23 protein-coding genes are annotated in these 25,938 nt (G+C 62.2%); 12 read left to right on the forward strand and 11 right to left on the reverse strand.

Annotated features, from left to right (window positions below; all coding sequences use genetic code 11):
• The first annotated feature begins 61 nt into the window (after positions 1-61).
• The 6 genes from OIT41_RS09245 (at position 62) to OIT41_RS09270 (ending at position 8,565) form a co-directional block, all read left to right on the forward strand.
• On the forward strand, positions 62-532 hold the full coding sequence (locus tag OIT41_RS09245) for a pyridoxamine 5'-phosphate oxidase family protein (RefSeq protein WP_241708394.1): 471 nt from the start codon (positions 62-64) through the stop codon (positions 530-532).
• Positions 529-2,976, forward strand: a complete 2,448-nt coding sequence (gene ppsA, locus OIT41_RS09250; RefSeq protein ID WP_241708395.1) for a phosphoenolpyruvate synthase — start codon at positions 529-531, stop codon at positions 2,974-2,976. The genes OIT41_RS09245 and ppsA overlap by 4 nt, the downstream gene beginning before the upstream one ends.
• On the forward strand, positions 2,973-3,647 hold the full coding sequence (locus tag OIT41_RS09255) for a BON domain-containing protein (RefSeq protein ID WP_241708396.1): 675 nt from the start codon (positions 2,973-2,975) through the stop codon (positions 3,645-3,647). Before ppsA ends, OIT41_RS09255 begins: the two co-directional genes overlap by 4 nt.
• Positions 3,648-3,706: 59 nt before the next feature.
• Positions 3,707-4,153, forward strand: a complete 447-nt coding sequence (locus tag OIT41_RS09260) for a universal stress protein (RefSeq protein ID WP_241708397.1) — start codon at positions 3,707-3,709, stop codon at positions 4,151-4,153.
• Between the two features lie 64 nt (positions 4,154-4,217).
• Positions 4,218-7,388, forward strand: coding sequence for an HAD-IA family hydrolase (locus OIT41_RS09265; protein ID WP_241708398.1), 3,171 nt, complete (start codon positions 4,218-4,220; stop codon positions 7,386-7,388).
• Positions 7,389-8,022: 634 nt separating this feature from the next.
• Positions 8,023-8,565, forward strand: a complete 543-nt coding sequence (locus OIT41_RS09270) for a hypothetical protein (protein WP_234750377.1) — start codon at positions 8,023-8,025, stop codon at positions 8,563-8,565.
• On the opposite strand, the gene OIT41_RS09275 is transcribed toward OIT41_RS09270, so the two are convergent.
• From OIT41_RS09275 to istA, 3 genes are all read right to left on the reverse strand, one after another.
• The gene (locus OIT41_RS09275; RefSeq protein ID WP_241708399.1) at positions 8,562-9,083 is read right to left on the reverse strand and encodes a hypothetical protein; all 522 of its coding nucleotides are present in this window, start codon (positions 9,081-9,083) and stop codon (positions 8,562-8,564) included. The genes OIT41_RS09270 and OIT41_RS09275 overlap by 4 nt on opposite strands.
• Before the next feature lie 121 nt (positions 9,084-9,204).
• Complete coding sequence (gene istB / locus OIT41_RS09280; protein ID WP_241708400.1) at positions 9,205-10,023, reverse strand: IS21-like element helper ATPase IstB; 819 nt, start codon at positions 10,021-10,023, stop codon at positions 9,205-9,207.
• On the reverse strand, positions 10,020-11,693 hold the full coding sequence (istA, locus tag OIT41_RS09285; RefSeq protein ID WP_241708401.1) for an IS21 family transposase: 1,674 nt from the start codon (positions 11,691-11,693) through the stop codon (positions 10,020-10,022). The genes istB and istA overlap by 4 nt, the downstream gene beginning before the upstream one ends.
• 148 nt (positions 11,694-11,841) lie before the next feature.
• On the opposite strand from istA, the gene OIT41_RS09290 reads away from it, so the two are divergent.
• From OIT41_RS09290 to OIT41_RS09300, 3 genes are all read left to right on the forward strand, one after another.
• The gene (locus tag OIT41_RS09290; protein ID WP_241708402.1) at positions 11,842-12,294 is read left to right on the forward strand and encodes a flavodoxin domain-containing protein; all 453 of its coding nucleotides are present in this window, start codon (positions 11,842-11,844) and stop codon (positions 12,292-12,294) included.
• A 27-nt stretch (positions 12,295-12,321) separates the two neighbouring features.
• A complete protein-coding gene (locus OIT41_RS09295) occupies positions 12,322-13,284 on the forward strand; it encodes a 1-phosphofructokinase family hexose kinase (RefSeq protein ID WP_264637854.1) in 963 nt (320 codons plus the stop codon).
• A gap of 130 nt (positions 13,285-13,414) precedes the next feature.
• Positions 13,415-14,161, forward strand: a complete 747-nt coding sequence (locus tag OIT41_RS09300; protein ID WP_264637855.1) for a glucose 1-dehydrogenase — start codon at positions 13,415-13,417, stop codon at positions 14,159-14,161.
• A gap of 61 nt (positions 14,162-14,222) precedes the next feature.
• Here OIT41_RS09300 and pta read toward each other — a convergent pair whose 3' ends face one another.
• The 7 genes from pta to OIT41_RS09335 form a co-directional block, all read right to left on the reverse strand.
• Positions 14,223-16,319: a phosphate acetyltransferase gene (gene pta / locus OIT41_RS09305; RefSeq protein ID WP_241708405.1), complete on the reverse strand. Its 2,097-nt coding sequence runs from the start codon at positions 16,317-16,319 to the stop codon at positions 14,223-14,225.
• A 33-nt stretch (positions 16,320-16,352) separates the two neighbouring features.
• Positions 16,353-17,213 (reverse strand): universal stress protein, encoded by an 861-nt coding sequence (locus OIT41_RS09310; protein ID WP_264637856.1) that lies wholly within the window; start codon positions 17,211-17,213, stop codon positions 16,353-16,355.
• A gap of 391 nt (positions 17,214-17,604) precedes the next feature.
• A complete protein-coding gene (locus OIT41_RS09315; RefSeq protein WP_241708407.1) occupies positions 17,605-18,066 on the reverse strand; it encodes a universal stress protein in 462 nt (153 codons plus the stop codon).
• A gap of 45 nt (positions 18,067-18,111) precedes the next feature.
• Positions 18,112-20,004, reverse strand: a complete 1,893-nt coding sequence (locus tag OIT41_RS09320) for a heavy metal translocating P-type ATPase (protein ID WP_241708408.1) — start codon at positions 20,002-20,004, stop codon at positions 18,112-18,114.
• Between the two features lie 62 nt (positions 20,005-20,066).
• Positions 20,067-21,134 carry a zinc-dependent alcohol dehydrogenase family protein gene (locus tag OIT41_RS09325; RefSeq protein WP_264637857.1) on the reverse strand — a complete coding sequence of 356 codons (1,068 nt, stop codon included), beginning with the start codon at positions 21,132-21,134 and terminating at the stop codon, positions 20,067-20,069.
• A gap of 60 nt (positions 21,135-21,194) precedes the next feature.
• The gene (locus OIT41_RS09330; RefSeq protein WP_241708410.1) at positions 21,195-21,659 is read right to left on the reverse strand and encodes a pyridoxamine 5'-phosphate oxidase family protein; all 465 of its coding nucleotides are present in this window, start codon (positions 21,657-21,659) and stop codon (positions 21,195-21,197) included.
• A 63-nt stretch (positions 21,660-21,722) separates the two neighbouring features.
• A complete protein-coding gene (locus tag OIT41_RS09335; protein WP_241708411.1) occupies positions 21,723-22,193 on the reverse strand; it encodes a pyridoxamine 5'-phosphate oxidase family protein in 471 nt (156 codons plus the stop codon).
• A gap of 167 nt (positions 22,194-22,360) precedes the next feature.
• Here OIT41_RS09335 and OIT41_RS09340 point away from each other — a divergent pair, with 167 nt between their 5' ends.
• Positions 22,361-24,076 carry a GAF domain-containing sensor histidine kinase gene (locus OIT41_RS09340; RefSeq protein WP_241708412.1) on the forward strand — a complete coding sequence of 572 codons (1,716 nt, stop codon included), beginning with the start codon at positions 22,361-22,363 and terminating at the stop codon, positions 24,074-24,076.
• A 20-nt stretch (positions 24,077-24,096) separates the two neighbouring features.
• On the opposite strand, the gene OIT41_RS09345 is transcribed toward OIT41_RS09340, so the two are convergent.
• The gene (locus OIT41_RS09345; RefSeq protein ID WP_241708413.1) at positions 24,097-24,795 is read right to left on the reverse strand and encodes a response regulator; all 699 of its coding nucleotides are present in this window, start codon (positions 24,793-24,795) and stop codon (positions 24,097-24,099) included.
• Between the two features lie 193 nt (positions 24,796-24,988).
• Between OIT41_RS09345 and OIT41_RS09350 the strand changes: the two genes are divergently transcribed.
• Together OIT41_RS09350 and OIT41_RS09355 are read left to right on the forward strand one after the other, a co-directional pair.
• Complete coding sequence (locus OIT41_RS09350) at positions 24,989-25,510, forward strand: universal stress protein (protein WP_241708414.1); 522 nt, start codon at positions 24,989-24,991, stop codon at positions 25,508-25,510.
• On the forward strand, positions 25,507-25,869 hold the full coding sequence (locus OIT41_RS09355) for an SPW repeat protein (RefSeq protein ID WP_241708415.1): 363 nt from the start codon (positions 25,507-25,509) through the stop codon (positions 25,867-25,869). The genes OIT41_RS09350 and OIT41_RS09355 overlap by 4 nt, the downstream gene beginning before the upstream one ends.
• The last annotated feature ends 69 nt before the right edge of the window (positions 25,870-25,938 follow it).

A 25,938-nucleotide genomic window follows, 5' to 3' on the forward strand; every position in this document is an offset into this window, starting at 1 on the left:
TGGGATGAAGGGGGTCCTTGTGCCCTGTTTCGCGTTGGACCGGATCCCTAGCATGGGCAGCATGACAAACAAAGACAATATCCCAGCAGCAGAAGTCCTTGAGCCCCCGGAGTGTTGGAGGCTGCTTGCGGAAACGTCGGTTGGACGTCTGGCACTTGTCGTGGACGGGCATCCGGATGTCTTCCCAGTGAACTACCAAGTGGACAACGAATCCCTGCTATTCCGGACCGGGTCCGGAACCAAGCAGGAAGCCCTTGACGCCGATGCCGCAGTCGCATTGGAAGCTGACAGCGTGAGCGCCGAATTCGGCATGGCGTGGAGTGTTGTGATTAAAGGAAAGGCCCAGCGGGAGACCGGGGCAGGGCAAGCACTCGATTCGGTAAGGCGTGCTTTGTTCCCGTGGCAGGGCGTCGGGAAGGACATTCTGATCAGAATTGTGCCCGAGTCGGTAACAGGCAGGAGATTCACGCTGACTCCGCCCATGAGGTGGATGTCGCCCCTCGACGACACCACCCGCGCCGGAATCGAATGAACCCGGCCAGGGGTACGGTTGTGGATGCACGCAGCGTGGTCTGGCTACAGGACGTCAGGGCCACGGATGTGTCAGAAGTCGGGGGAAAGAATGCCTCGTCGGGCGAACTGATCCACGCCTTGGCCGGCGAGGGAGTACGGGTCCCCGACGGATTCGCGACGACAGCTGCCGCATTTCGGAGCTTTCTGGCATGGAACCAATTGGGGCCCAGGCTGTCCGAGGCCGCCTCGGATTTTCAAGCGGGGAAGCTGAGCCTGAGAAGTGCCGGCGCGGCGATGCGATCCATGGTTCTTGGTGGAAAGATTCCTCCTGAACTTGAAGAAGGTATCCGGGCAAAGTACCGCGAGCTGGCTGCACGCACCGGCCGTAAGGACCCTGCAGTCGCAGTCAGAAGCAGCGCGACGGCGGAAGACCTTCCCGATGCGAGTTTCGCCGGGCAGCAGGAAACCTACCTTAACATCAGGGGCGAGCAGGGGTTGCTCGATGCTTGCCTGCGCTGCTATGCGTCGTTGTTCACCGATCGCGCCATAACGTACCGCGAGCTGATGAATTTTGGAGAGTCCGGCGTGGCGCTTTCCGTGGGCGTTCAGCTGATGGTCCGGTCCGACATCGGGGCTTCAGGAGTCATGTTCTCGCTCGATACGGAAACCGGCTTTCCACGCGTAGCGGTGATCAGCGCGAACTGGGGACTCGGCGAGACAGTAGTCCAAGGTTCAGTCAATCCCGACAAATACGGCGTGTTCAAGCCGTTGCTCGCGTTCCCCGACTACTCACCGATCATCGAGAAGACCAAAGGCGCCAAGCTGCGGAAGTTGGTCTACAGGCCCGGCAACGACGGCGGAACGGTCCTCGTGGACAACAGTGAATCCGAACAAAAGGCGTTTGTCCTGCAAGACCAGGACATCGTCCAGCTTGGGCGGTGGGCAGTGCAGATTGAGAACCACTACGGACGTCCGATGGACATGGAATGGGCCAAGGACGGAGAATCCGGCGAACTATTCATCGTCCAGGCCAGGCCGGAGACCGTCCAGGCCCGCAAGAGCAGCACAATGCTGGTCACACATCGCCTGACCCAACAGGGGAGCCTTCTGGTGGAAGGCGCCGCCATCGGGGACTCCATCTCCTCGGGGCCAGCTTGTGTGATCAAGCAAGCCTCTGACATCGAGCGGTTCATCGACGGCTCCGTGCTCGTCACGGAGCAAACCGATCCTGACTGGATGCCGGTCATGAAACGGGCGCGGGCCATCATTACAGACCGTGGCGGGGCCACGAGCCATGCAGCTATTGTGAGCCGCGAACTCGGTATCACTGCCGTCGTCGGGACTTCCGACGCGACTTCCGTCATCGAGGATGGGCAATCCGTCACTGTGTCGTGCGCCGACGGGGACACTGGGCATGTCTATGACGGGATCCTGGCCAGCGCAACCGAGGAAATCGACCTCGGCACTCTTCCACCAACACGAACCGACGTCATGCTGACGATCGCGAGCCCCGCCGCGGCGTTCAAATGGTGGCGCTTGCCAGCACGGGGCATCGGACTGGCTCGAATGGAATTTGTCATCAACGACATGGTCCGGCTCCACCCGATGGCGTCAGTATTCCCTGAGCGGATCACCGATGCCGGGGAACGCCGCGCGATCACCGAGCTGGCGAACGGCTATGACAACCCAGCCGAGTATTTCGTGGACACCCTTGCCCTCGGTCTTGCCAAGCTTGCCGCGCCATTCCATCCGGCTCCGGTCATCGTGAGGTTGAGCGATTTCAAGACGAACGAATATGCGCATTTGATGGGAGGGTCTGTATTCGAGCAAACGGAGGCGAATCCCATGATCGGCTTGCGGGGCGCGTCCCGCTATTATCATCCGCAGTACCGCCCGGGATTCGATCTTGAGTGCAGGGCAATCAAGAGGCTTCGCGCACATTGCGGGTTCATGAACGTCATGGTGATGGTGCCGTTCTGCCGGACCGTAGATGAAGCAGACCGGGTCTTGGCCGTGATGGCCGAGAATGGCCTGGTACGGGGAAAAGACGGGCTTCAGGTCTACATGATGTGCGAGATCCCGTCCAACGTCATCCTGGCTGAACAGTTTGCCCGCCGGTTCGACGGTTTCTCCATAGGTTCCAACGACTTGACCCAGCTGGTCCTGGGCGTTGATCGTGACTCCGCCCAACTAGCTGCACTCTTTGACGAACGGAACGAGGCCGTGATGACGATGATCAGGGACGTCATCCGCAAGGCCCACGCGTCCGGCATCAGGATAGGAATATGCGGGCAAGCTCCCAGTAACTTTCCGGAGTTCGCTGAGTTCCTCGTTGGTGAAGGAATTGATTCAATCTCACTCAACCCGGACAGCTTCCTCCGCACAGTCCCGCGCATTGCAACAGCCGAGGCCCGGCTCGTGGCAAATCTACCGCCCAGACGAAACGCCAAGGAGCGACCATGACCATGTCCACCAGTTCCCCCCGCACCGATCATGACCTACAGCAAGCGGTCTTGAACGAGCTCGACTGGACGCCCGAGGTAGATGCCTCCCACATCGGCGTCGCGGTCACTTCAGGAGTCGTGACCCTGACAGGTGAGGTCCCTAGCTATTCCGTCCGTCTGGCAGCAAAGAAGGCAGCCTTGCGGGTCCGCGGGGTTACAGCTCTCGCGGATGATCTGACGGTCCACTACCTCGGCGGACCGGTCACTGACACCGACATTGCCGAAGCTGCGCAGAGCGCGCTTCAAGCAAACTCCGTGCAGACCCTTGGGTCGATAACGGCAGAAGTCAGCAACCACATCATTACCCTGACAGGAATTGTCGACTGGAACTATGAGCGTGAAGCGGCATCCCACGCCGTTGAACACCTTCGAGGGGTCAAGTCAGTCCGGAACCTCATCACCCTCAAAGAGCGGGCCTCGGCCTTCGACACCAAAACCCGGGTGAAGAACGCCATTGCCCGCCAAGCGGCGCTCGACGCAGAAAAGATACTCGTCGAAGTGGATGGGACCGAAGTGACCCTCACCGGGAGGGTCGCGAACTGGAACGAACGGAAAACGGCAGGAAAAGCTGCGTGGTCCTCACCGCATGTGACCGCGGTCCACAACCAGCTCGACGTGCAACCGGAATAACGTGGCCGCCAGCCGCGGCAACCCGTCCGGACCCAGTGGGGAAGCGAAAGGATAATGAGATGGCCGGTACAGGATCATTCGTGATTGTGGTTGGTTTTGACGGTTCCGCACCTTCCCGGAACGCGCTGAAGTGGGCCCTAGACGAGGCCGGCCTGCGCGACGGCGAACTCCGCCTGGTCACAGCGTGGGGCAAGCCGCCGATGTCCTGGTACCCGGCGGTGTTGGAAACAGCCGTCGGCGAGATCGTGGCCGAAGATTCCCCCGAACGACTTGCAGGGACGCTGCAGGCTGACGCATTGAGGACAGCCGCCGATAAGGGCATAGCTGCCACTGGGCATGTCGTCCACAATGATTCAGCGGCGTCAGCCATACTCGACGCCGCCAAGGACGCGGAACTAATCATCGTCGGGTCCCGTGGGCACGGCGGGTTTCCGGGTCTGCACCTCGGTTCGGTCTCGACTCAGGTTATCAACCACGCCCCGTGTGCTGTACTCGTCGTTCGCTGAGCAAAATCCCTCCCCGGGACCACTACCACCGGCTGCAAAGACCGATGGTTGGTAGGGATGGGTCATGACGGAGTCACCAACCGCCGCTGCCGCCTTGTCGCCTTTTGACGTCGTGATCTTTGATCTTGATGGCGTCGTCACAGACACGGCCTCCGTGCACGAGGCAGCTTGGCGGGACCTCTTCAACGAGGTATTGAAGGATGACCGTATTCCGCCAGAGATACGGAAGGAGCCTTTCAGCGGCATTGACTACCAGAACTATGTCGACGGCAGGCCGCGGGAGGACGGAATAGTAGCTTTCCTGGCGTCCCGTGGGATCGAACTGCCGGCGGGTGACGTCTCGGACCCCGCTGCCGCATGGTCGGTCCACGGCCTTGCTGAGCGCAAGAACCAGTTGTTCAGTGAGCGGCTTGGAAACGAGGGTGTGGCGGTCTTTCCGGGGACCGTTGCTCTTCTTGAAAGGCTGCGCTCAGGACGGGTGCCCGTGGTTCTTGCAACGTCCAGCCGGAACGCGTCCGCTGTCCTCGCCGCCGCCGGGTTATCGAATGCTTTCGACCTGGTCATCGATGGTGCTGTTGCCGGCGAGTTGGGGCTTGCGGGCAAACCTGACCCGGCATTGTTCCTTGAAGTCGTTCACCGGCTGGGAATCGCGCCTGCCCGCGCCGTCGTCATTGAAGATGCCGTTGCCGGCGTGGAGGCTGCGCATCAAGGGGGATTCGGGCTCGTCGTCGGTATAGACAGGACGCACGCCAGGAGGTCGGCGCTGGAGGCGGCGGGTGCCGACGTCGTGCTTGATGACGTGAGCGAGCTGGATCTGGGACGGGTTCTCACCGACCCGTGGCGCTTGGTATATGAAGGCTATGATCCGGCCCACGAGGGCCACCGGGAAGCTTTGACCACGCTCGGCAACGGGTACGTGGCCGTACGCGGAGCTGCCCCGGAGAGCCGGGGGAGCGAGGTCCACTATCCGGGCACGTACCTCGCCGGTGTCTACAACAGGTTGGTGAGTACCATCCAAGGCCAGGCGAGCGAAGACGAACATATGGTCAATCTTCCCAACTGGCTTGTCCTGGATGTCCGGCTGGATGGGACCGACTGGTGGTCCCGGGGAGGCCTGAAGATCCGCCGGGAGCGGCGGGTGCTTGACCTGCTTCGTGCCACCCTACGGCGGGAAGTTCTCTTGGAAGCAACTGACGGGAGGCGGCTGGAACTGGTTCAGCGCCGGTTCGTCTCGATGGCCCAACCTCACCTGATGGCGCTGGAGACAACCATTACACCGAGGGGCTGGGGCGGGTCCGTGGGTATCCGGAGCGGAGTGGACACAGGCGTGTCCAACGAAAATGTCCCGGAGGACGCGCTCCTTTCCCACCATCACCTGCTCGTCCTGAAGGGGTCTGGGCCAGGGGAACCGATACCGGTGGTCGAGGTAGAGACGATCCAAAGCCATATCAGGATCGCGACCGCGCTACGTACCCGGGTTTCCGGGCTGGAAGGCAACGGAACGCCCAGTCAGCAAGCCGGAATGTACTATCGTTCGTTTGAGGTTGCGCTGACTGACGGAATGCCGCTTACGGTGTTCAAGACGGCGGCAATTGTGAGCTCGCGCGACCGTGCCGTCTCCTCCCCGGCGTCTGGTGCGAGGGTCGTGCTGAGTGCCGCCGGGCAGGGCTTCGACGTGATGCTCGCCGAGCACGAGGCCGTGTGGGGAAGATTGCTGCATTTGTTCGTCGTCACCATTGACGGGAACCTCCAGGTCCAACTGATCCTGAACCTCCACGTCTTCCACGTATTGCAGACTCTTAGCCCGCACACGGCGGAGCTGGATGCCGGTGTGCCAGCCCGCGGGCTGCATGGGGAAGGTTACCGCGGGCACATCTTCTGGGACGAGCTCTTCGTTCTGCCCTTGCTTACCTCACGGTTGCCCTCTGTTACCCGCTCTCTCATCGACTACCGCTGGCGGCGGCTGCCAGCCGCCCGGGAAGCGGCTGCCGCAGCGGGGTTCCGGGGTGCCCTGTTCCCGTGGCAAAGCGGCAGTGACGGCAGGGAGGAGACTCCGCGTTGGCTTTTCAGCCGGCGATCCGGCCGCTGGGTACCGGACTACTCCCATCTTCAGCGGCATGCCGGCCTGGCCGTGGCGTTCAATGCATGGCAGTACTTTCTGGCCACGCAGGACCGGGCCTGGCTGTTGCATCGTGGCGCCGAGCTGGTTGTGGAAGTGGCGCGGCTCGTCGCCTCCATGGCCGAATACGACGGCGAGCAGGACCGCTTCCATCTTCGCGGAGTCATGGGTCCTGATGAGTACCATACGGGCTACCCGGACGACCCTGGCGGGGGATTGAACGACAATGCCTACACAAATGTCATGGCCGCGTGGGTCTGTGAACAGGCCCACGAGATCATGACGATGCTTCACGGACACGACCTTGAGGAGCTTCGCGGGCGTCTGTCGGTGGACTCGTCCGAGGTGGAAACCTGGCTCCACGTCAGCAAGAGGATATTCGTGCCGTTCGACGCTGAAGGGATCATCAGCCAGTTCGACGGTTACGAAGACTTGCAGGAGCTCGACTGGGAACATTACCGGTCCAAGTACAAGAATATCGAACGCCTCGATTTGATCCTGGAAGCAGAAGGAGACAGCACGAACCGGTATCGGCTGGCCAAGCAGGCCGACGTGCTGATGCTCCTGTACCTGCTGGGGGAGCAGGAACTCATGCTGTTCCTCGCCCGGATGGGCTACTCAGTGAGTACGGATCAGCTCGCGGCGACGGTCGAGTACTACCTCGCGCGCACTGCCCACGGTTCCACCCTCAGCCGTGTGGCCCATGCCTCGGTGCTGGCTGCAATGGACCCGGACCGAGCCTGGAGCACCTTCAGGGAAGCGCTCACGGCTGACCTTGACGACACCCAGGGAGGCACCACACACACAGGGATCCACCTTGGCGCCATGGCGGGGACGATCGACGTTATCCAGCGCAGCTTCGCCGGGTTGAGGATCACCAGGGATGCCCTCGTTTTCTCCCCGAAGATGCCCAATGGGATACGAGCGGTGTCCTTTCGTGTCCGATATCGGGACCAGTTGCTTGAAGTCAGCCTCGACCACAGCACGTTGACTGTCTCGGCTGCACCCGGAGACGCGGCCGGTGTCTGCATCCGGGTCGGTTCCGAGAGGGTCCTCTTGGCCGCCGGGGAGCTCCGGAAGTTCCTCCTGCTCGCACCGGACGCCATGGCGGGCTGAAGCCTTGGCATTCGGAGGACCGGGAGGGCGTCGGCAATAGGCCGATGACTTTTGGCTCTGGCAGGGGCCCATCATCAGGCCCAGTCTTGGAGCATGACCTACCTTGTTGCCTACGCAAGTGCCCTGGGGTCCACCCGGGAAGTAGCTCAACGTGTTGCTTCACGCATGGAGTGATTGTGTCAAGTATTCTTGGCCCCGGTAGGACGGGTATTTCTGGCCCCACCCCGCGGACTGCGTTTGTCCCGCCTCCATGGCTGTCCCTCGCGAATCTGATGAATCGACCGGCCGACAATCGGTCCGAGATTTCCGTTGACTTCCGTTGCTGCCACTTGCAGAATCAGAGCACGTCTTTGTGCCCTCCCGAATAGTCGCTTGGACTTGAGGTTTTGGGAGCGGCCTTCGATGTGACCGATTTCCGTTTGGGGGCTGGATTTCGAAGCACATCACGCCTTCTTGCGTTGGTTGGTCTTTTGACGAATGGTCAAGATCAGACTGGGGAAGGATTGTTGTGAATAAGGTCTCTCAACGAGCAAGAATCATGTCATTATCAATGGCGGTCGGCCTTGTTTTCAGTGCATTGTTGGGCATTGGAGGTGCAAACGCGGCCCCCACGACGGCTGATCCGGGGAGCTACATGCCTGCTCCTCCACTTCCGATTGAAGCGTCGTCACCGAAAGTCAAGGCAGATTTCGACGCTCACCTGGCCAAAGTGAAGGAAGAAATTCGTGTCAACGGCGGCAAGATCGTTGGCGAACAAAAAGTCGCCTACGAACCAGCCCCGGCGAAGGCTGCAGGTAAGAAGGCTGGGTCGGTGACACCCATGGCTTTTCCCAGCGGGTGCGGCCTTTACGTGATCACTTACTTCGATTACCACTCGAACACTTACAGCAGCGCTGTGCACTCAGCGCTCACCTCGTGCACTTACAGTGTCTACTACATCGGGATGGATTCCATCCTGAACAAGTACGACACATATTGGGGTTGGTGGGACCAAGTCGGCGAGGGCAGCAACGCAGCCTATTACGTCAGTTCCTTGACGTCGGCTGCTACCTTCACGTGCACAACCGGAAACAACAGCGGTTTCTCGGGAAGCACTACCGGTGAGTTGTACTCCGGGGGTACGAGGTACACGGCTGCCGCGTACGACGGTACGTATTTCTGGGCCTGCGGCAACTAAGTTCCAGAGCCGGGGGCCGGGTTCTTTGCGGACCCGCCTCCGGCTTCCGGCATCTGAATAACCCTGTCATAGGTTTTGCAGAGAAATGGCTCGGCGGCGTGGATCCGGTCGGCCGCAATTTGAAACATGTCAATGTAATGCCCGCCCGGAACTTGAACCCTAGGGAGTCTTCCTGGTTCAACGATCCAGAATGCACCAGGGAATGCTGCCAGGACTGTGTCCGCGTAGTAGAGCGCAACGTCACGTGAAAAGTCATCAACGTCGCCGGCGGGATAAGACCGGTTTCTGATTGCCTCGTCCAACCGTTCCAGACCTTCACGCGAGCACACAACTTCCTTCCCGTCTCTCGGAAGAAGCGGTTCCAGCGTCGGATACAAGCGCAACAGCCCGGCAAAACGCTCTGTTGGCCGTGCCTCGTCTTCCTGCGTATAGACCGCGAACAGCCGGCTGGGCGGATGCGATAGGGCGAATCTCACCGCTGCCCGTGCACGTTCGAGGCTCTCATTAATTTCGGACATACTAACCGACCCCCATGGGACAGAGCCCAATCCAGCTTGGTACCGGGTCAGCAGCCCGGGCATGCTGTGAATCTACGCTGCAGGGCCTCTGGCGGCAACGGCCACATTGGCCGCACCCCGATTAGCTGGCGGCCTGTTGAGCGATGGTGTGGGCGAGCCGGTAGGAGTCGGTGCCGGTTTCGATGATGGCGCCGTTAAAGGTCAATCGGTCCACTATTGCGGCGCAGAGGCGCGGGTCGGTGAAGGTTTTGGTCCAGCCGGAGAAGGACTCGTTGGAGGCGATGGCGATGGAGTTCTTTTCTTCGCGTTCGGTGAGGACTTGGAAGAGGAGTTCGGCGCCGCGGCGGTCCAGTTCCATATAGCCCAATTCGTCGATACAGAGCAGGTCCACGCGGCCGTAGCGGGCGATGGTTTTGGCCAGGACTTTATCGTCGGCGGCTTCAACGAGTTCGTTCACGAGCCTCGTGGCGAGGGTGTATTTGACCCGGTAGCCCTGTTCCGCGGCCGCGGTGCCTAGCCCGATGAGCAGGTGGGTTTTGCCCGTTCCGGAGTCCCCGATCAGGCACAGGGGTGAGCCTTTGCGGATCCAGTCCCCGGTTGCGAGGGTGTGGATGGTGGCGGGGTTGATGTTCGGGTTGGCATCGAAATCGAAGTCTCCGAGCCATTTGTTCCTTGGAAAGTTTGCTGCTTTGACCCTGCGGATGGAGGAGCGCCGGTCCCGGTCGTCGCACTCGGCAAGCAGCAGTTCGGCCAGGAAACCCTGGTAGGAGAGTTGTTCCTTCCCTGCGACGGTGAGGGCTTCGTCCAGGACCGCCCTGACGGTGGGCAGGCGCAGCCGACGGCAGGCCTGGTCCACGGCCGCGACCGCGGCTTGTTCGGTCAGGCCGCGGCGACGGCGCAGTGTCGGGGTGATGGTGACGGCAGGGGCGGTGGGGCTCATGAGATGTTCTCCTTCGACGCGTTGTCCGGGTGTTTGTTGCGTTTGGCGAGCAGCTCGTCATAAACACTCACCGAAGGAAGAGGGCGAGCGTCCTCCGGGAGCCCCGCAATAACAGCGGCGGGGTCCATGAGCCGCCGCTGGGTGAGACTGACAACCCGTTGCACATTTACCTCGTCATGAGCACCGTGATGACGGTCCGAACCGCCCTCACCCGCCGAAACGTTTGTAGCGTGTCTGCGGGCTTCGACAGCGACGACGTCGGCGCTGACCGCGCCCACTCCCAATGCCGCGGTGATCCCTGCCTCGATGTCTGCTCCGTCCATGGAACGGTGGAGCAGCAAGATGTCGATCAGTTCACGGGTTCCCTCGGCGTCGCCATTGACCCGGCGCGAGGCGGCCCAGAAGGCTTCATGGGCGCTGGTGAAAGCACCGGACTCCCGTGCCCGGGCCAACGCGGTGGAGCCAGGCAAAGCGCCGGGCTTGGTTTTGAGGACCTCCAGGTAATGGTCCAGCTGGACCGACTGTGCGCCCTTGGCAATGATCCGCTGATGCCGGGCCGCCACCGCGCGGCCGTCGAACACTACAAGCTCCGATGCCCGCAAGGACACCCGGACTCTTCTGCCTATGAACCGCGCGGGCACGGAGTACTTCACCATCCGCACCGTGATCATCGATGACCGGTCCACCCTCGGGTTCAGCACCAGACCGGGATCGAACTCTTCGGCCGGCAACGGTGCCAGGAACGGGCGCTCGGCGGCGAGGTCCTGGCCGATGGTGCGGATCCGGTCATTGATCCGCCGCTGATCGTCTTGGACCTCCCAGGCCCGGATCCGGTGGTTGAGCTCCTCCAGGGATCTCGCGACGGGCATCGGGGTAAGCCGGTTGCGGCGGAACCAGCCCACCTCGCCCTCGACTCCGCCTTTCTCGTGAGCCCCGGCAATACCTGGCTGGCAGTAGAAAGGATCAAAACCGTAGAACGAGCGGAACAACACCCACCGGTCGTTCTCCGTTCGTTTCCGGCCCTGCCCGAACACCACAGCCCGGACGGCGCTGGTGAGGTTGTCACAGCGGATGTGTTTAACCGGCACCCCGCCGATCTCGTTGAACGCCTCGATATGGCCTTCCAGAAACGCTTCCTGGGCCTGGGTGGGGTAAATCCGGTGGATGGCCTTGCCGGAATGGGACAACCGGAAGATGAACATGTGACACTTCGTCTTCACCCCGTTCAGCATGATCCAGACTTCGCCGAAGTCCACTTCTGCCTCCGCGCCGGGGGCGTGTTCCTGCGGAACGAACACTTCAACCCGGCGACCGGCTTCGACATCGATCTGCGCCCGACGGACCCGCACGTAATCACGCACCGTCGAATACGACAGCCCCTGGGCACCATGCTCCTCGATGAGCCGGGCAAGAATCCTCCGAGCCGTATGGCGTTGCTTCCGCGGCGCTGTGGTGTCCTCGACCAGCATGGCATCGATCGCGGGTTTGAACGGCTCTAGCCGCCAGGAGACCCCTCGCCGTGGTTTGCGTTCCGGAGGGGCCGCGGACTCCAGGGCCTGCCTCACCGTCCTTCGGTGAACCCCATGCCGGCCTGCCAGTGCACGAACCGACAGGCCCTCAACCCGGGCGTCTCTTCGGATCTGTGCGAACAACTCCACTCTCGACTCCATCCAGACCAGCCTTCTGCCGCATCCATCCATTGATGAATCCAACGTTGAAGGTGGGGCCACGAATAACCGTCACAAGGTGCCCGGCGAGTCATGAAGTCGGGCCGGATATATCCGTCCTACCGGGGCCATCCAAACCTGTCACAGTCACATGGAGGTTGCGCTCGGCGACGTCGAATGCCGGTCCGTGGAGGAGGTGGTGTTCGTCTCCCGCTATGAGGGCATTGTGGTCGGCAGCGCCATCCACAACCAGGCATGGCTGCCTCCGGCTTTGCTGTTCCTCTCACGCCATGAACTTGAGTTGGCCAAGCGACCCGTCTGGGCCTTCAGCGTCGGGATGGCCGACGCGTTGCCAAAGCCGTTTCGTAAGCGCGGTGCAGCGATACAACAGGAGCGGCTCGGAAGAGTCCTGTCCGAGAGAGTCCCGCTGCGCGGACACAAGGTCTTCTCCGGTGTCTACAGGGCCACGCAGATGCCGGCGCCGCTCCGATTCATGTTCCGGCTCGCCGGCGGCCGTTTCGGGGACCTGCGGGATTGGTCTGCCATTGACGCTTGGACGGATCAGATTATTGCCCGAATCGCAAAACCTGGTTCGCCCCTGTAAGGAATCGCTGCTCCTATGCTTGCTCTTATGGAAGCCCCCCAGCCAACGCGTGCGAAGCCGATTCTTACCCTCACGGTGAACCCAGCACTGGACGTCAGCACTTCGACTGAGCGGGTCTACAGCGGTCATAAGCTCCGGTGCGGCGGCAGCCGCCTCGACCCCGGTGGCGGGGGCATCAATGTTGCCAGGGTAATCCAACGGCTCGGGGGCAATGTTCTGGCTGTATACAGTGCAGGCGGACCCACCGGGGAAGCATACCGGCGGCTGATAGAAGCTGAGCGGATCCCTTCGGTGGTCATACCGGTCCAGGGGGACACCCGACAGAACTTCACCGTGGATGAGGATTCGACCGGGAACCAATTCCGTTTCGTACTCCAAGGCGCGGAGCTCAGCGAAGGGGAATGGGGCACCTGCCTGGAAGTCGTTGCCCGGTCAGTTCCGGTTGGCGGATACGTGGTGGCCAGCGGCAGCTTGCCGCCCGGAGTTCCGGAGGACTTCTATGCCCGGATTGCCCGCGTCGTGCGGAAAGGCGATGCACGATGCGTTGTGGACAGCTCGGGGCCGGCCCTCTCCAAAGCGCTTGCCGAGGGTGTCTTTCTCGTCAAACCCAGTCGGCGCGAGCTGGGCGAACACTTCGGAGCACTGCTTCAGAGTGAAGAAAGCCAGGTCGATGCCGCCTTGGCACTCGTTGCCGACGGATGTGCGGAATATGTTGCGCTGACCCTTGGCGACGCCGGAGCCGTGCTGGCTTCCAAAAAGGGCGTAACCCGTTTGCAGGCGCCGCCAGTGCAGGTGCTCAGCACCGTCGGAGCCGGTGACAGTTTCCTTGGAGCGTTCGTGCTGCGGTTGGCGCAGGGGCACCCTGTTGAGGCGGCCTTCAGCTCGGCTGTCGCGGCGGGAAGCGCGGCCGCGATGACCCCCGCTACGGAACTGTGCCACCGGCACGACGTCGAACGCCTGGAGAAGGAAGTCACTGCCGCAGCGGATTGATTCTGGTGACGGGCCTGTGACTTTCGGCCCTGTCGAGGACCGATGCGCGGGCCCAGTCTTAGATCAAAGCGATCAAGAGTCGAGCCTGAGCTTGCTTGGAGTCCTCGCCGTCACACTGAAGGAGCATCACATGGAACGGGTCATCGACAAGGTTGCGCTGGTCAGCGGAGGCGCACGCGGTATTGGAGCCGCTGTGGCCTCCCGGCTGCACGGTGAAGGTGCAAAAGTTGTCATCGGCGACATCCTGGACGAAGAGGGAAAGGAAACCGCGGAGCGCATGGGCTCGAGCGCGCTCTACGTCCATCTCGACGTGACCAGCCCGCAGGACTGGGAGGCAGCGGTGAGCGCCGCCGTCGAAACCTTCGGAGGCCTGAATATCCTGGTGAACAATGCCGGGATCGTGAACTTCGCCTCCATCGAGGACTACACCCTGGAGCAGTGGGACAACGTCATCGGCGTCAACCTGACCGGCACGTTCAAAGGAATCAAGGCCGCGATCCCGGCCCTGCGGCAGTCCAAGGGCGGCTCGATCATCAACATTTCCTCGATTGCCGGGATCCGGGGTTATGAGCAGATCCCCGGGTACACTGCCTCGAAGTTCGGCGTGCGCGGACTGACCAAGAGCGCCGCGCTGGATCTGGGGCGCCACGGCATCAGGGTGAACTCTGTCCATCCCGGAGTCATCTCCACCCCGATGACGGCCGACATGCCAATGGACATGAGCCACGTGGCGCTCAGCCGGATGGGTCATCCGGGGGAAGTCGCGGACCTCGTCCTGTACCTGGCTTCGAATGAGTCTTCGTTCGTCACCGGAGCCGAGTTCGTCATCGACGGCGGCGACACTGCAGGAACGGTCACCCCGCCTGAGGAAGGGTAGCCCTCACCGTGGCCGGACGAGCGTGCGCGTAGGCAGTGCCCCGTCGCGTTGACAGGCTGCGTCAAGCCTGGTCTCGTGCCAGGGGGGCGGCAACTTGGGACTGTACGGCAGTGATGGCAACAGTGTTGATGATGTCTTCCACCGTTGAACCCCTGGAGAGATCGTTTATCGGCTTGCGGAGGCCTTGCAGGATGGGCCCGACCGCGACCGCCCCCGACGACTGCTCAACAGCCTTGTACGTGTTGTTGCCGGTATTCAGGTCGGGGAAGATGAACACCGTCGCTTGGCCGGCAACGGTGGACGAGGGCAATTTGAAATTGGCAATTGCGGCATCCACGGCGGCGTCATATTGGATTGGGCCCTCAACGGGAAGCTCCGGCCGGGCCGCCTTGACCAAAGCGGTCGCGCGGCGCACCTTGTCCACCGCACCGCCTGTGCCCGAACCTCCAGTGGAGTAGGACAGCATGGCGACCCTGGGCTCCACGCCGAACTGCGCGGCGGTGTCTGCGGATGCAATCGCGATATCGGCAAGCTGCCACTCCGTCGGCTCAGGGATGACGGCACAGTCGCCATACACGAGGACGCGGTCGGGGAAGAGCATGAAGAACACCGATGACACCGTGCGCACACCATCCCGGGTCTTCACGAACTCCAGGGCCGGACGGATGGTATTCGCCGTGGTGTGGGACGCTCCGGAAACCATCCCGTCCGCTTCGCCCAGTTGAACCATCATGGTGCCAAAATAGGCTCCCTCCAGCATGATTTCCCGCGCCCGCGCCAAGACCATTCCCTTGTGCGCCCGTAGCCGTTGGTATTCCGCTGCATAACGCTCGCGCAAGTTCGACGTTGCCGGATCCACAACAACCAGCCCGTCAAGGTCGATCCCCTGAGCTGCGGCCAACCCATCGACGGCGGCCTTGTTCCCCAGGATGATCAGTTCACAGACATCCCTCCGGTGCAGGAGCTCAGCGGCGCGGAGCACCCTGGCGTCTTCTCCCTCCGTGAGGACGATCCGCCGCTTCTGTACCCGGGCACGCTCGATGAGTTCGTGCAGAAAGCGCAAAGGCGTGACGGTGGTTGGCCTTGGCAAGGACAATCTTTCCAGAACTTCCCGCTCGTCAACGCAGCGCGCCCATGCGCCGAGTGCGGCCGCCACCTTGCGGTGCTGGCCGGCGTGTATTTCGCTGCGCACGCCCGCGGTCAAATGGGCCGCGGTGTACGTACCTTCTTCGCTGGTGAATACCGGAAACGGTGCATGGTTGAGCAGTGGACGGACATGGGCATCCGCGTCCAACCCCTCGGTCAGGATCATGGCACTCGGGGTGGGGAATTGGGGCGACAAGGCAGACGCCAAACAAGCAACCATCACATCTGCCCGGTCTCCGGGAACAATCACCAGGTCCCCCGTACCGAGCCCACTCAGGAAATTGCCTACGGTCATTGCGGCCACGGTGACCCGGCCGACGTCGCGGTCAAGCTCTGTGCTGCCGCCCGCGTGGCTCAAGCGAAGCGCGGCCGAAATGTCTCCCACCGTCGGCCGCGATATCTCTGCTATTTCCGGAATGACGTAGACAGGACGTCTGCTGACTCCCGGCCGCAATGCGGCATGGATGTCGCCGACCGTGCTGGCGTCGGCCCGGTTGACCATGACGGATAGAAGGGAGCAATGCATGGAAGCAAGCTCCTTGCGCGCCACATCGACGGCATCGGCAGTTTCTTCGGAAGACAGCCCCTTTGCGCCGACCACCGCCAGCACTGGCAATCCCAGATTGTTGGCAAGCCTGGCATTCAGGTCGAATTCAGCGGCCGCGTCGTGGCCCCTGAGGCCTGAACCCTCGACGATCACCACATCACACTGCTTCGCGATCTGGCCGTACGCCACGACGGCGTCCCCGAATATCTCGTCACCTCGTCCGGCGCCCAACAAGCCAAGCGCCACGGGGAGTGTGATTCCACCCAGGCAAAGGGATGGATTGAGCCCATACATTTCCCGAATCAGGAGAATCATGGGATCGTGGCCGGCGTCGGGGCCTTCCACGATCGGTCGAAAGAAGCCGACCCTATCTGCATGCCGGTGCAGGGTGTCGGCCAGCCCAAGACTCACCAACGATTTTCCGGACTCCGGTGTGACAGCACTGACGTAGATACCTGTGACCATACCGCGTTGCCCTCCGTCCGCCGTTGATTCGCTTTAACCTGTGAGTTTCGCCCGTCGTACGCGGGTAATGACGGTTGGGCAGGGCAGGGATCTGAGTACGGTGTGGGCGGTCGATCCCATGAGGAGGCGTTTGAAGCTGCCTCTTCCGCGGCTTCCCAGTACCAGCATGGTGGCGTTGGCTGCGGCTTCCGTGAGTGCTTCCGCTGGTTCGTTGTTGGATACCAGAACCTGGTGGACAATCAGGTCGGGGTAGTTTTCGGCCAGACCGGCGACGGTTTCGGCGAGGACGATTCGTTCTTCTTCCAGGATGTCCTCGGCGACGTCGGCCGCTGGCATGGCGCGGTGGATGAGCGGCGGCGCGGGGACGGCGTGAACTACTGTCAGGTCCTGGTTGTCCCTGTCCGCTTCGGCGGCGGCGAAGGAAACTGCTTGCGTTGATTCTTCGGAACCGTCAGCGCCGACCACGATGCCGCGGCGCTCTGTCATGTTCTGTTCCCCGACTACTGCGACAGGGCCCTGGGCGACGGCGGCGATCTGCAGTGCCCTGTCAGCGACGGGTCCTCCGGGCCAGTTGTGCCCGGTTCCGATGACTACCATCGAGGCTCCTTTGGATTGCTTCCTGAGTGCCTGCCCGGGGCTGCCGGGGAACAGCACGGTTTTTACCTGGACCGATGGCTCCAATTCGCCTGCATATGCTGCGGTTTTGCTCAGCAGTTCGTTTGCTGCGGCCTTGGTCACCTCGCTGGAATGGGCTGATTCGTCGAGCCATCGACTGTCGACGGCGTGAACGAGCAGCACCGGGAGTTTCCGTCGTGCCGCCCGGTTCATTGCCCAAGCCAGCGCGGCCCGGCTCGCCTGGGTGTCAACGACGCCGACAACGATTGGTTTTTTCATGACTTTGTCCGCCTCCATGAAATGTGGCTCCCGCGTTCCGGGTGCTTTACGCACCATCCTCTGCTCGTTTGGTCCAGCCCGGCAGGGCCGGAAGTCCCGTTAGCGACGCTCGTGACGCCGCCGTGACCGGGGACCGACTGCGCCCGCGGATCCTTGACGGTGTCCATGCCATATACGTACGTAGTTTTCACAAATTTCTGAATGACCGAAAGGACCTACCTCACCGGAAAACGGGTCTTCGTGGAGATCGTGCCGACCATTATCACAGGGAGGCGGATAAAGAGGTTCCGAGTTCCGCCCGCCCACCGCTCAGCCATGACTTTTCCCCATAGCCGGGTCAGCAGATTCCTGTCCTCAACCCGGGAGGGGTCGGAAACGAGCGACACTGGACTCAGGTGTTGTCGACCTCTTGGTCCACCAGCAGCACGGGGCATTGTGAGTGCGCCGCGCATGCCCGGCTTACCGAACCGATTGCCTGATCCAGGAACCCGCCCTCTCCGTGGCGGCCAATGACGAGGAGCTGGGCGTTCTTGCTCTCCTCGACAAGGACCTTGGCCGGTGCCCCGAACTTGACTGTGATGCTGAGGTTCTCTGGTCTATCCGCGTCGAAAGCCCGGTCAAGCGCTTGTTCTACCAGTTGCCTGGCGGATTCTTCCAATTCGCTTGAGAATTTGCTGATCCCTTGCTCCATACGCGAGGAGAAAAAGAGATCCGGCATGCCGACACAAGTAATAGCTTCCAGCGGCAAGTCCAGGCGCTCAGTCATCCGTCCTGCCCATCGCAAGGCTGCCGACGAGTACTCGGAGCCGTCCACGCCCACAATGATCCGATTCGACGATGGTTCTGTGTTCATTGCTCCACCCTGTCTGGCGGGCGACCGGCAGGCTAGGGCCGAAAGTCACGGTCTAATTTTCGGAGACGGGAGGGGTAGGAGAACAGGCTCTGGCGAATAGGCGCCCGGCGTTCGGCTGCGTCCCAGGGCCCGGAGCGCATTCAGGATTGCCGCGAGATCCACCAGTTCCTGGAGGAGAGCGCCGGCCACTGCCGGGACGAAGCCGAATGCTGCAGCTGCCATCAACCCCGCGCTGAGGAGAATTCCTGTCCAGATGCTGGTTCGGGCGATGTGGATGGTGCGCCGGCCGATGTCCACGGCATCTGCCACTTTGGATAAGTCATCGAGCATGATGACGACGTCGGCTGATTCGCTGGCTGCGGTGGCTCCCTTGGCACCCATTGCTACTCCCACGTCGGACGCGGCCAGGACAGGTGCATCGTTGACGCCGTCACCGACCATCATGACGGGGCGATGGTTCAACTCAGCGACGGCAGCCACCTTGTCGGCAGGCAGGCAATCGGCCAAGACCCGCGTTATCCCGGCTTCGGCCGCAATATGTGACGCGGTGGAAAGAGTGTCACCGGTCAGGAGCAAGGTTTCGCGCACGCCGAGGCGTCGCAGCTGGGCCAGGGTGGCTACCGCGTTTTCCCGCAGAGGGTCGCTCATGATCAGCGTTCCGGCGAAGCGCTTGTCCACTCCGACATAGATCCGAAGTTGCCCGCTGGCCACGTCTGCTTGTTCGAAGCCGGTCGTGGCCGAGCCAACGAAGCCAGCTTTCCCAACCACCACAGTCTGGTCCCCACAGACAGCCGTGACACCTTGCGTCGCGTGTTCATTGGCGCTGCTGACGGGGAGCAGGAGCAGGCCGCAGGATCGCGCGGCATCAATCACGGAGGCCGCCAGCACATGGGAGGAAGACTGTTCAGCGGACGCTGCGAGTTGGAGTATTCGCCCGGGAGAGGTCCCTTCTGCGGCGGTCGGGGCGACCCGTATCGCCTGCAGGGCGGGGCGGCCGTGCGTGAGGGTTCCGGTCTTGTCAAAGACTGCAGTCCGGACTCGGGCAAGTTGTTCGAGGGTACCTGCATTCTTGATAATGATCCCCGAGCGGGCTGCGCGGCTGGTGCCCGCAAGGAATGCTACAGGGGCCGCGATCAATAGGGGACACGGTGTCGCAACGACCAACACCTGGGCGAATCGTTCTGGATCCTGACTGACGTACCACGCGATTCCGGCCAGCAGGAACGCAAACAGCGTAAATGGCACGGCGTAACGGTCCGCAAGCCTGACTGTCGGTGCGCGGCTCGCCGCAGCCTCTTGGACCAGGGCCACGATTCGGCCGTACTGGGAGTCTGCGGCAGTGGCGCTCGCGACCATGCGAACGGCTTCTTCGCCGTTGACCGATCCGCTCATGAGGGCGTCGCCCTTGCCGTGCTCGACCGGCAGGCTTTCGCCAGTCAGGGAGGATTCATCGAAAGTCCCGGCGGGGGAGAGCAACAGACCGTCTACCGGGACGATTTCGGACGGTTTGACCAACAGCGTGTCTCCGGAACGGATGCTCCTCACGGGAACCTCTTCCACAGGGTTGCCCGGGGTCTCGCGGTGCGCGATCCGCGGAGCCCGCTCAAGGAGGGCTTTCAGTTCGTGCGTAGCCCGTCCGTGGGCAAATTCCTCCAGGGCGTCTCCTCCGGTGAGCATGAGGACGATGATGAGGGCCGCAATATATTCCCCCACCACGAGGGTGCTGACGATGGCCGTCACCGCCAGCAGGTCGATGCCCCACCGTCCCCGGAAGAGATCCCTGATCATGGACACGGCCCGGTACGTGGCCACAGCCAGTGCATAAATAGTCGCTGTTGCCTGTGCGGCAGGCATTTGACCGAGGCCCAGCAATACCCCAACGCACAATCCAGCGAGGAGCGTGGACGCTACCAGGGGAAAACGAAGGATCAAGGCCATGGGAGCCGCCCCGCTCGGGTGTGCCTCCTCAGGGACGAGCCTCAGGGAGGGTGAAATGATGCCTAGTGGTGGGATTCCCGGTTGAGAATGACCTTCAGTGCGTGTGTTTCAGCCGCCCTGGAGAAGGTGTCGTAGGCATCGATGATCTGTGCCAGGGGGAAGTGGTGGGTCGCAAATTTCTCGGCGGGAATCTTGTGCTGGGCCACCAGCTGGAGCAGCATCGGGGTCGTGTTGGTGTTGACCAGGCCCATGCTGATGTTGAGGTTCCGGATCCAGAGGTCCTGGAGGCGCAGTTCAACGGATCTACCGTGTACGCCGATGTTGGCCACATTTCCGCCCGGGCGCACGAGCCGCAAGGCCATGTCGAAGGTGTCCGGGATTCCGACTGCTTCAATGGCGACATCCACTCCTGCGCCGTCGGTGTGGGACATGACGTCGCTGATCCACCCGGGATCGTCTGGGTTCACGACCTCGGTTGCGCCGAACTCCCGGGCTCGGGCAAGGCGGCCTTCGTTCGGGTCGATGGCGATGATCGTGGCGGCGCCGTAGAGATTCGATGTGGCCATCGCAGCGAGGCCGATGGGGCCGGCTCCGACGACAGCGACGACGTCACCTGGCTTGACGTGACCGGCCTGGACGCCGATTTCGAACGCCGTGGGCAGGATGTCGGAGAGCATGACCGCTTGGTCGTCGGTGACCCCCTGAGGCAATTTGTAGAGCGAGTTATCCGCGTAAGGGACGCGCACGTAGTCGGCTTGGGTGCCGTCAATGAGGTGGCCGAATATCCAACCCGTTCCGGACTGGCCTTCCTCCCCGGCGCAGTGCGAGTAGAGGCCCTTCTTGCAGTTGCCGCAGTGTCCGCAGGATTTGATGCAGGAGATGATGACGCGATCTCCGGTCTTTAGTCCCGTTACCGAGGAACCCACTTCGGTGACCGTTCCGACGCCCTCATGCCCGAGGACCCGTCCCTCCTGGACTGCCGGTACGTCGCCTTTGAGGATATGGAGGTCCGTTCCACAGATCGTGGTTGTGTCGATGCGGACGATGGCGTCGGTTGGATGGATGATGATGGGGTCCGGAACGTCGGTCCAAGACTTTTGTCCTGGTCCGCCATAGACGAGTGCTTTCATGATTGATCCATTCAAAGAGTGCAAGCCGTGCCCCCGGTGACACCGGGAAGCAACGGCAAGTCAGTGGAAGAGTTCGGAGCGGGCATCCCACACGGGGGTATCCCAGATGTCGGGCCGGGTGGTCTTGAAACGTCGCCCGGTCAGAGCATCCAAGGTGAGGCGAACATAGTGGCTCTTACTGCCCGGCTGCCACGGATCGAGGTGCAGGGCGTCGGCGGCTGACTTTTCCTCCCGGTCGACGATGAGGTGCGCCTGGCCGCGGACAACGACGCTCCAGGCCTTCCCGGAGCCCGCGTCGAAGCCGTCGATTTCGAGAGCGCAGGCGTCCCGCATCGAGCTCCAGAATTTCGTGCCGATCCCTGTACGGAAGACGATGGAGCCGTGGTCCACGATGTAGTTCACCGGGAAGATGTCCGGATGGTTCTCGACAATCACGGCCAGCCTGCCAACGGTGGTTTGGCCAAGCAGTTCAAGGCATTCCTCAGGGTTCAGTCTTTCGATCGCATCCGCTGATTGAGGGTTCATGAGCCTGACGCTACCGGCGGCTGTCCGACGTCGTTAGGGGCTTTAGGCCCGCCGTGCGCCCCTTCATTCGAGTCCGGCGCGGGTGGCGTCGTCCAAGGGACTCCACCAGGTCAGGGGAGGGGTGACGGTGAAGCGGCGCCCGGTGATCGACGTCGGGACGATGCGGATGAAGTGGTCTTTGCGGCCCGCTTGCCAGGGGAAAAGGAGCAAACCCACCGTATCGAGGACCTCCTGGGTGAGCTTAATGGCACCAGCCTGCCCTTTCACGACCACGCTCCACGCCACCCCGTTGTCCGGATTGACGCCGTCGGCCTCCAGCGCAACGGGTGTTTCGCCGAGGGCTGAGTGGAGCTTCGTTCCTTCTCCGGTCCGGAAGACGAGGGTACCGTGGTCGACCTTGTAGTTGATCGGGAAGATGTCGGGGTGGTCTATTACCCAGACTGCGAGGCGTCCTACGGAGACGCCGCGCAAGAGTTCCCAGCATTGTTGAGGTTGCAGGATCTCTGGCTCAGGTGTTGATGGCTTGTTGGTCATGTCGCAGAGGCTACGCCCGGGGATGAGAGGGAAACAGGGCACAAAGGCCCATCGCCTCGCGGTCATCTGGGCGAGCACGGGACTCGGTAGTAGTCTGGCATCGGATGTGCCACCTGGCGCGACACGGGTACCTGCCCCGTGTGGCAATACCGCTCGAAAGGCAGTAAATGAACGGTTCTACTCCAGATCCTGTGCGGGCCGATCGCCCGCACGTCCCCGGAATCAGGATCGAAGACCTCCTCCGGGACTTCTTGTCCAGGGCGGGAGAACTCCTCGAAGCCCAGGAGCATATGCGCGGACTGCTCGAAGCTGTTGTCGCGGTCGCCGAAGATTTGAGCCTCGAGGCTGTGTTGGACAGGGTCGTGACGTCCGCCTGCCGGTTGCTGCACGCCCGCTACGGGGCCCTGGGGGTAATCGGTGAGAACAAATCACTAAGTCACTTCGTCACGGTCGGCATCGACGAGGACCTTGCCAGCCGTATCGGCCCGCTACCGACCGGGCATGGTGTCCTCGGCCTGCTGATTACGGAGCCTGCGCCGCTTCGCCTTCATGATCTTCACGAGCACCCCAAATCTTACGGATTCCCCGAGAACCATCCACCCATGAAATCCTTTCTCGGTGTCCCTGTGCGCGTTCGGGACGTCGTTTTCGGCAATCTCTATTTGACCGAAAAGGAAGGAGGCGGCGATTTCACTCCCGAAGATGAGGATCTTGCCGTCGCGTTGGCCGCCGCCGCTGGTGTGGCCATCGAGAACGCACGGCTTTATGAGGACGCCCGCCGACGCTCGTCCTGGCTTGAGGCCTGCATGGATGTGACCGGCCGGATGATCGGCGGAGACCGGACGGCGGAGCCGGAAATTGTCGGGCTCGACCAGATTGCCGACCGGGCGCTCCGGGAATCGGAATCCCAGCTGGCCCTGATCCTCGTTCCAGATGAGGGCGTGGGCTCGTATTGTGTCGCGGGTGCCGCAGGGACTGAAAGCGCACATTTCGCCGGAAACATCCTGCCTATGGATTCCGCCGTCATCAGGTCAGTCGCGGCCACCGGGATGCCCGCCTGCATCGACGAAGCGGGAGACCTCCTCGGACCGGCTCACGGCTTGTCCATCGGAAGACTCCTGGCGATCGATCTCAGCGCCCAGGGCGCCCACCATGGGCTTCTGGTTCTGGCTCGATCTCCTGGAACGGGGCCCTTTGCGAAGACGGATGTGGAGATGGGCGCAGTCTTTGGTTCGCACGTGGCCTTGGGCTTGGAGCTTGACCGGATTCACCGGCTCCGTGAAGAGCTTGTGGTTTTCTCGGACCGGGATCGCATCGCCCGGGACCTGCACGACCTTGTCATCCAGCGCCTTTTCGCTGCTGGACTCAGCATCCAGAGCCTGCGGCGGTTCACGACAGGCGAACCTGCCTTGACTCGGATCAATGCGGTCACCGCGGAACTGGATGAAACCATCAGGGACCTCCGAAACACCATTTACTCGTTGCATTCTTCCGGGGAGCAGGAGTTGCTGAGCAGCCGGATACTGCAGACTGTCCGCACTGCCACCAGGTCGCTGCCCTTCGCCCCTCACCTGACGATCATCGGGGCAGTCGATTCCGTGCTCGACGACGGAATCGTCATCAACGCGCTGGCGGTCATTTCCGAAGGCCTCAGCAATGCGGTCCGTCATTCCGAGGCGCAGGCAATGAGCGTTTCCGTCTCGGTGGAAGATGGCATGCTGACATTGATCATCAAAGACGACGGCAGGGGCTTCAGGGATGCTGTCCCGGGAAATGGTCTGGTCAACATGCAACAGCGGGCCTTGGAGCTGCGCGGTTCGTTTGAGGTGACCAGCGCCCCGACGAAGGGCACAACCGTGGTGTGGTCGGTTCCGGTCCACTGAGGTTCCGGTCCGCCGGACCGTCAGCGGACGGTTCCACGGTCCGTATCTGGTCCGTGGGCAATATGGACCGCCGCCTGGGTGCGACGTTCGAATCCCAGCTTCGCCAACATCGAGGAAACGTAGTTCTTCACGGTTTTTTCGGCGAGCTGCATCAGTTCCCCGATTTGCCGGTTGGTCAGGCCCTGGCCCACTAGGTCAAGGACCCGCCGCTCCTCGGTAGTCAACAAGGCGACCCTGGGATCTACGCGATGGCGTTCCGTGAGGCGCCGGATGATTTGCGCCTTCACCCCGCCATCAAACAAGGACTCGCCTCGCGCGGCGCGCCGGAGCGCACCTATCAGGTCGGTGCCGCCGATTTCCTTCAAGACATACCCCGCCGCCCCCGCAAGGACCGCTCCACGAAGAGCTTGTTCGTCGTCGTAACTGGTCAGAATCAGGCAGTTCAGTGTGGGGTCAACGGAGCGGACATCCCGGCATACTTCAATGCCCGTGCCGTCGGACAATCGGGCGTCCAACACCGACACATCCGGGTGCAACGCAGGAATGCGTCGGACCGCCTCCTCCGCCGAACCGGACATGCCAACCACCACGAAGCCTTCGCTTTCCAGCAGTTCCTGAAGTCCCCTGCGGACAAGCTCATGATCGTCCAGGACATACACACGGATCGGCGGTACGCCGACGAACCGGGCATCGCTGGGGGATCGTACTGGGCCATCCATGATCCTCCTGTCCGGCAGCCCGTGGCTGCGGTCCCGCCGGCCCGTCATGGTTTGCCCGGCAATGTCATTTTTCCGTGCCCGCCAATGGCAAACAAGGGCCGAAGGACCCAAGCCGGGGCCATGACTTTCGGCCCTGTTTGACGGGGAATTTTCTGCCCATTCTTAGAGAAAACGCGGAACGGAAGGGAACACCATGACCACGGGAGCCCGGCACGGCAAGATCATCGTCGGCGTCGACGGCTCTGATGCCTCCGTAGAGGCCCTGCGCGAAGGCCACCGCCTCGGATCAGCACTGGGAGCAAACGTCGAGGCGTGGGCATGTTGGGACTTTCCCGTGGGTCATGAGACCTACGAAATGATGGGGCGGGACGGATTCAGCCATCAGGCATCCGAAATACTCCGTGACGCCATGACGAGGGCCTTCGGCTCCCAAATTCCTCGAAACGTCCGGACCAGGCTCGTCCTCGGCGCCGCGCGGCAGTCGCTCGTCGACGCCAGCAGATTCGCCTCGTTGCTGGTCGTCGGACGGCGCGGACACGGCGGGTTCAACGGCCTGTTGCTTGGTTCGGTCAGCGCGGCCTGCGTCGCCCACGCCCATTGTCCCGTTCTCGTCGTCCACGCGCCCGATGCAACCGCACACCCGGAGCCCCGTCCCGGCGCCGCCGGGGCGGCCATCAGAAAAACCCAACCGATCAAAGGAGCACGATCCAGATGAAGAAGTGGACTCGTTGGCAGGACTGGACGGTCATCGCCGCCGGCGCCTATGCCGCACTCTCGGTGCTGTGGACAAGTCAAGGTGGATCGTCCACAGCGTTCATGGTCATCCTCGGTGTCCTGCTGGTCGCCGCCGGTGTGACCAACCTGGCCAGGCCGGGGATGCCGGCCGCCGAATGGGCGCAAGCTGCGTTCGCCGTCGTCCTCCTCGTTGCGCCTTGGATTGCCGGCTTCACCTCCATGACGGGGAGCGCCTGGAGCGCCTGGATCCCGGGCGCGGTCGCCGTGGTGGTCACGGCCTTGGCGATCAAGCCCAGCACGGAGGAATACCGTCATCACCACGTGATGCCGGCCCCGTAGCCGCGCAATTCCGGTCCGGGCATCCGGCAGCGCCCGGATGCCCGGCACTGCCAATATCGAGGAGGCAAC

The organism is Arthrobacter sp. YA7-1 (assembly GCF_025960325.1).
Lineage (GTDB): Bacteria > Actinomycetota > Actinomycetes > Actinomycetales > Micrococcaceae > Arthrobacter > Arthrobacter bambusae_A.

What these genes read in the sequence shown, in the direction of transcription:
- OIT41_RS09245 (WP_241708394.1), top strand. Translation starts at nt 62, where the DNA reads ATGACAAACAAAGACAATATCCCAGCAGCAGAAGTCCTTGAGCCCCCG.
- ppsA (WP_241708395.1), top strand. Translation starts at nt 529, where the DNA reads ATGAACCCGGCCAGGGGTACGGTTGTGGATGCACGCAGCGTGGTCTGG.
- OIT41_RS09255 (WP_241708396.1), top strand. Translation starts at nt 2,973, where the DNA reads ATGACCATGTCCACCAGTTCCCCCCGCACCGATCATGACCTACAGCAA.
- OIT41_RS09260 (WP_241708397.1), top strand. Translation starts at nt 3,707, where the DNA reads ATGGCCGGTACAGGATCATTCGTGATTGTGGTTGGTTTTGACGGTTCC.
- OIT41_RS09265 (WP_241708398.1), top strand. Translation starts at nt 4,218, where the DNA reads ATGACGGAGTCACCAACCGCCGCTGCCGCCTTGTCGCCTTTTGACGTC.
- OIT41_RS09270 (WP_234750377.1), top strand. Translation starts at nt 8,023, where the DNA reads ATGCCTGCTCCTCCACTTCCGATTGAAGCGTCGTCACCGAAAGTCAAG.
- OIT41_RS09275 (WP_241708399.1), bottom strand. Translation starts at nt 9,083, where the DNA reads ATGTCCGAAATTAATGAGAGCCTCGAACGTGCACGGGCAGCGGTGAGA.
- istB (WP_241708400.1), bottom strand. Translation starts at nt 10,023, where the DNA reads ATGAGCCCCACCGCCCCTGCCGTCACCATCACCCCGACACTGCGCCGT.
- istA (WP_241708401.1), bottom strand. Translation starts at nt 11,693, where the DNA reads ATGGAGTCGAGAGTGGAGTTGTTCGCACAGATCCGAAGAGACGCCCGG.
- OIT41_RS09290 (WP_241708402.1), top strand. Translation starts at nt 11,842, where the DNA reads ATGGAGGTTGCGCTCGGCGACGTCGAATGCCGGTCCGTGGAGGAGGTG.
- OIT41_RS09295 (WP_264637854.1), top strand. Translation starts at nt 12,322, where the DNA reads ATGGAAGCCCCCCAGCCAACGCGTGCGAAGCCGATTCTTACCCTCACG.
- OIT41_RS09300 (WP_264637855.1), top strand. Translation starts at nt 13,415, where the DNA reads ATGGAACGGGTCATCGACAAGGTTGCGCTGGTCAGCGGAGGCGCACGC.
- pta (WP_241708405.1), bottom strand. Translation starts at nt 16,319, where the DNA reads ATGGTCACAGGTATCTACGTCAGTGCTGTCACACCGGAGTCCGGAAAA.
- OIT41_RS09310 (WP_264637856.1), bottom strand. Translation starts at nt 17,213, where the DNA reads ATGAAAAAACCAATCGTTGTCGGCGTCGTTGACACCCAGGCGAGCCGG.
- OIT41_RS09315 (WP_241708407.1), bottom strand. Translation starts at nt 18,066, where the DNA reads ATGAACACAGAACCATCGTCGAATCGGATCATTGTGGGCGTGGACGGC.
- OIT41_RS09320 (WP_241708408.1), bottom strand. Translation starts at nt 20,004, where the DNA reads ATGGCCTTGATCCTTCGTTTTCCCCTGGTAGCGTCCACGCTCCTCGCT.
- OIT41_RS09325 (WP_264637857.1), bottom strand. Translation starts at nt 21,134, where the DNA reads ATGAAAGCACTCGTCTATGGCGGACCAGGACAAAAGTCTTGGACCGAC.
- OIT41_RS09330 (WP_241708410.1), bottom strand. Translation starts at nt 21,659, where the DNA reads ATGAACCCTCAATCAGCGGATGCGATCGAAAGACTGAACCCTGAGGAA.
- OIT41_RS09335 (WP_241708411.1), bottom strand. Translation starts at nt 22,193, where the DNA reads ATGACCAACAAGCCATCAACACCTGAGCCAGAGATCCTGCAACCTCAA.
- OIT41_RS09340 (WP_241708412.1), top strand. Translation starts at nt 22,361, where the DNA reads ATGAACGGTTCTACTCCAGATCCTGTGCGGGCCGATCGCCCGCACGTC.
- OIT41_RS09345 (WP_241708413.1), bottom strand. Translation starts at nt 24,795, where the DNA reads ATGGATGGCCCAGTACGATCCCCCAGCGATGCCCGGTTCGTCGGCGTA.
- OIT41_RS09350 (WP_241708414.1), top strand. Translation starts at nt 24,989, where the DNA reads ATGACCACGGGAGCCCGGCACGGCAAGATCATCGTCGGCGTCGACGGC.
- OIT41_RS09355 (WP_241708415.1), top strand. Translation starts at nt 25,507, where the DNA reads ATGAAGAAGTGGACTCGTTGGCAGGACTGGACGGTCATCGCCGCCGGC.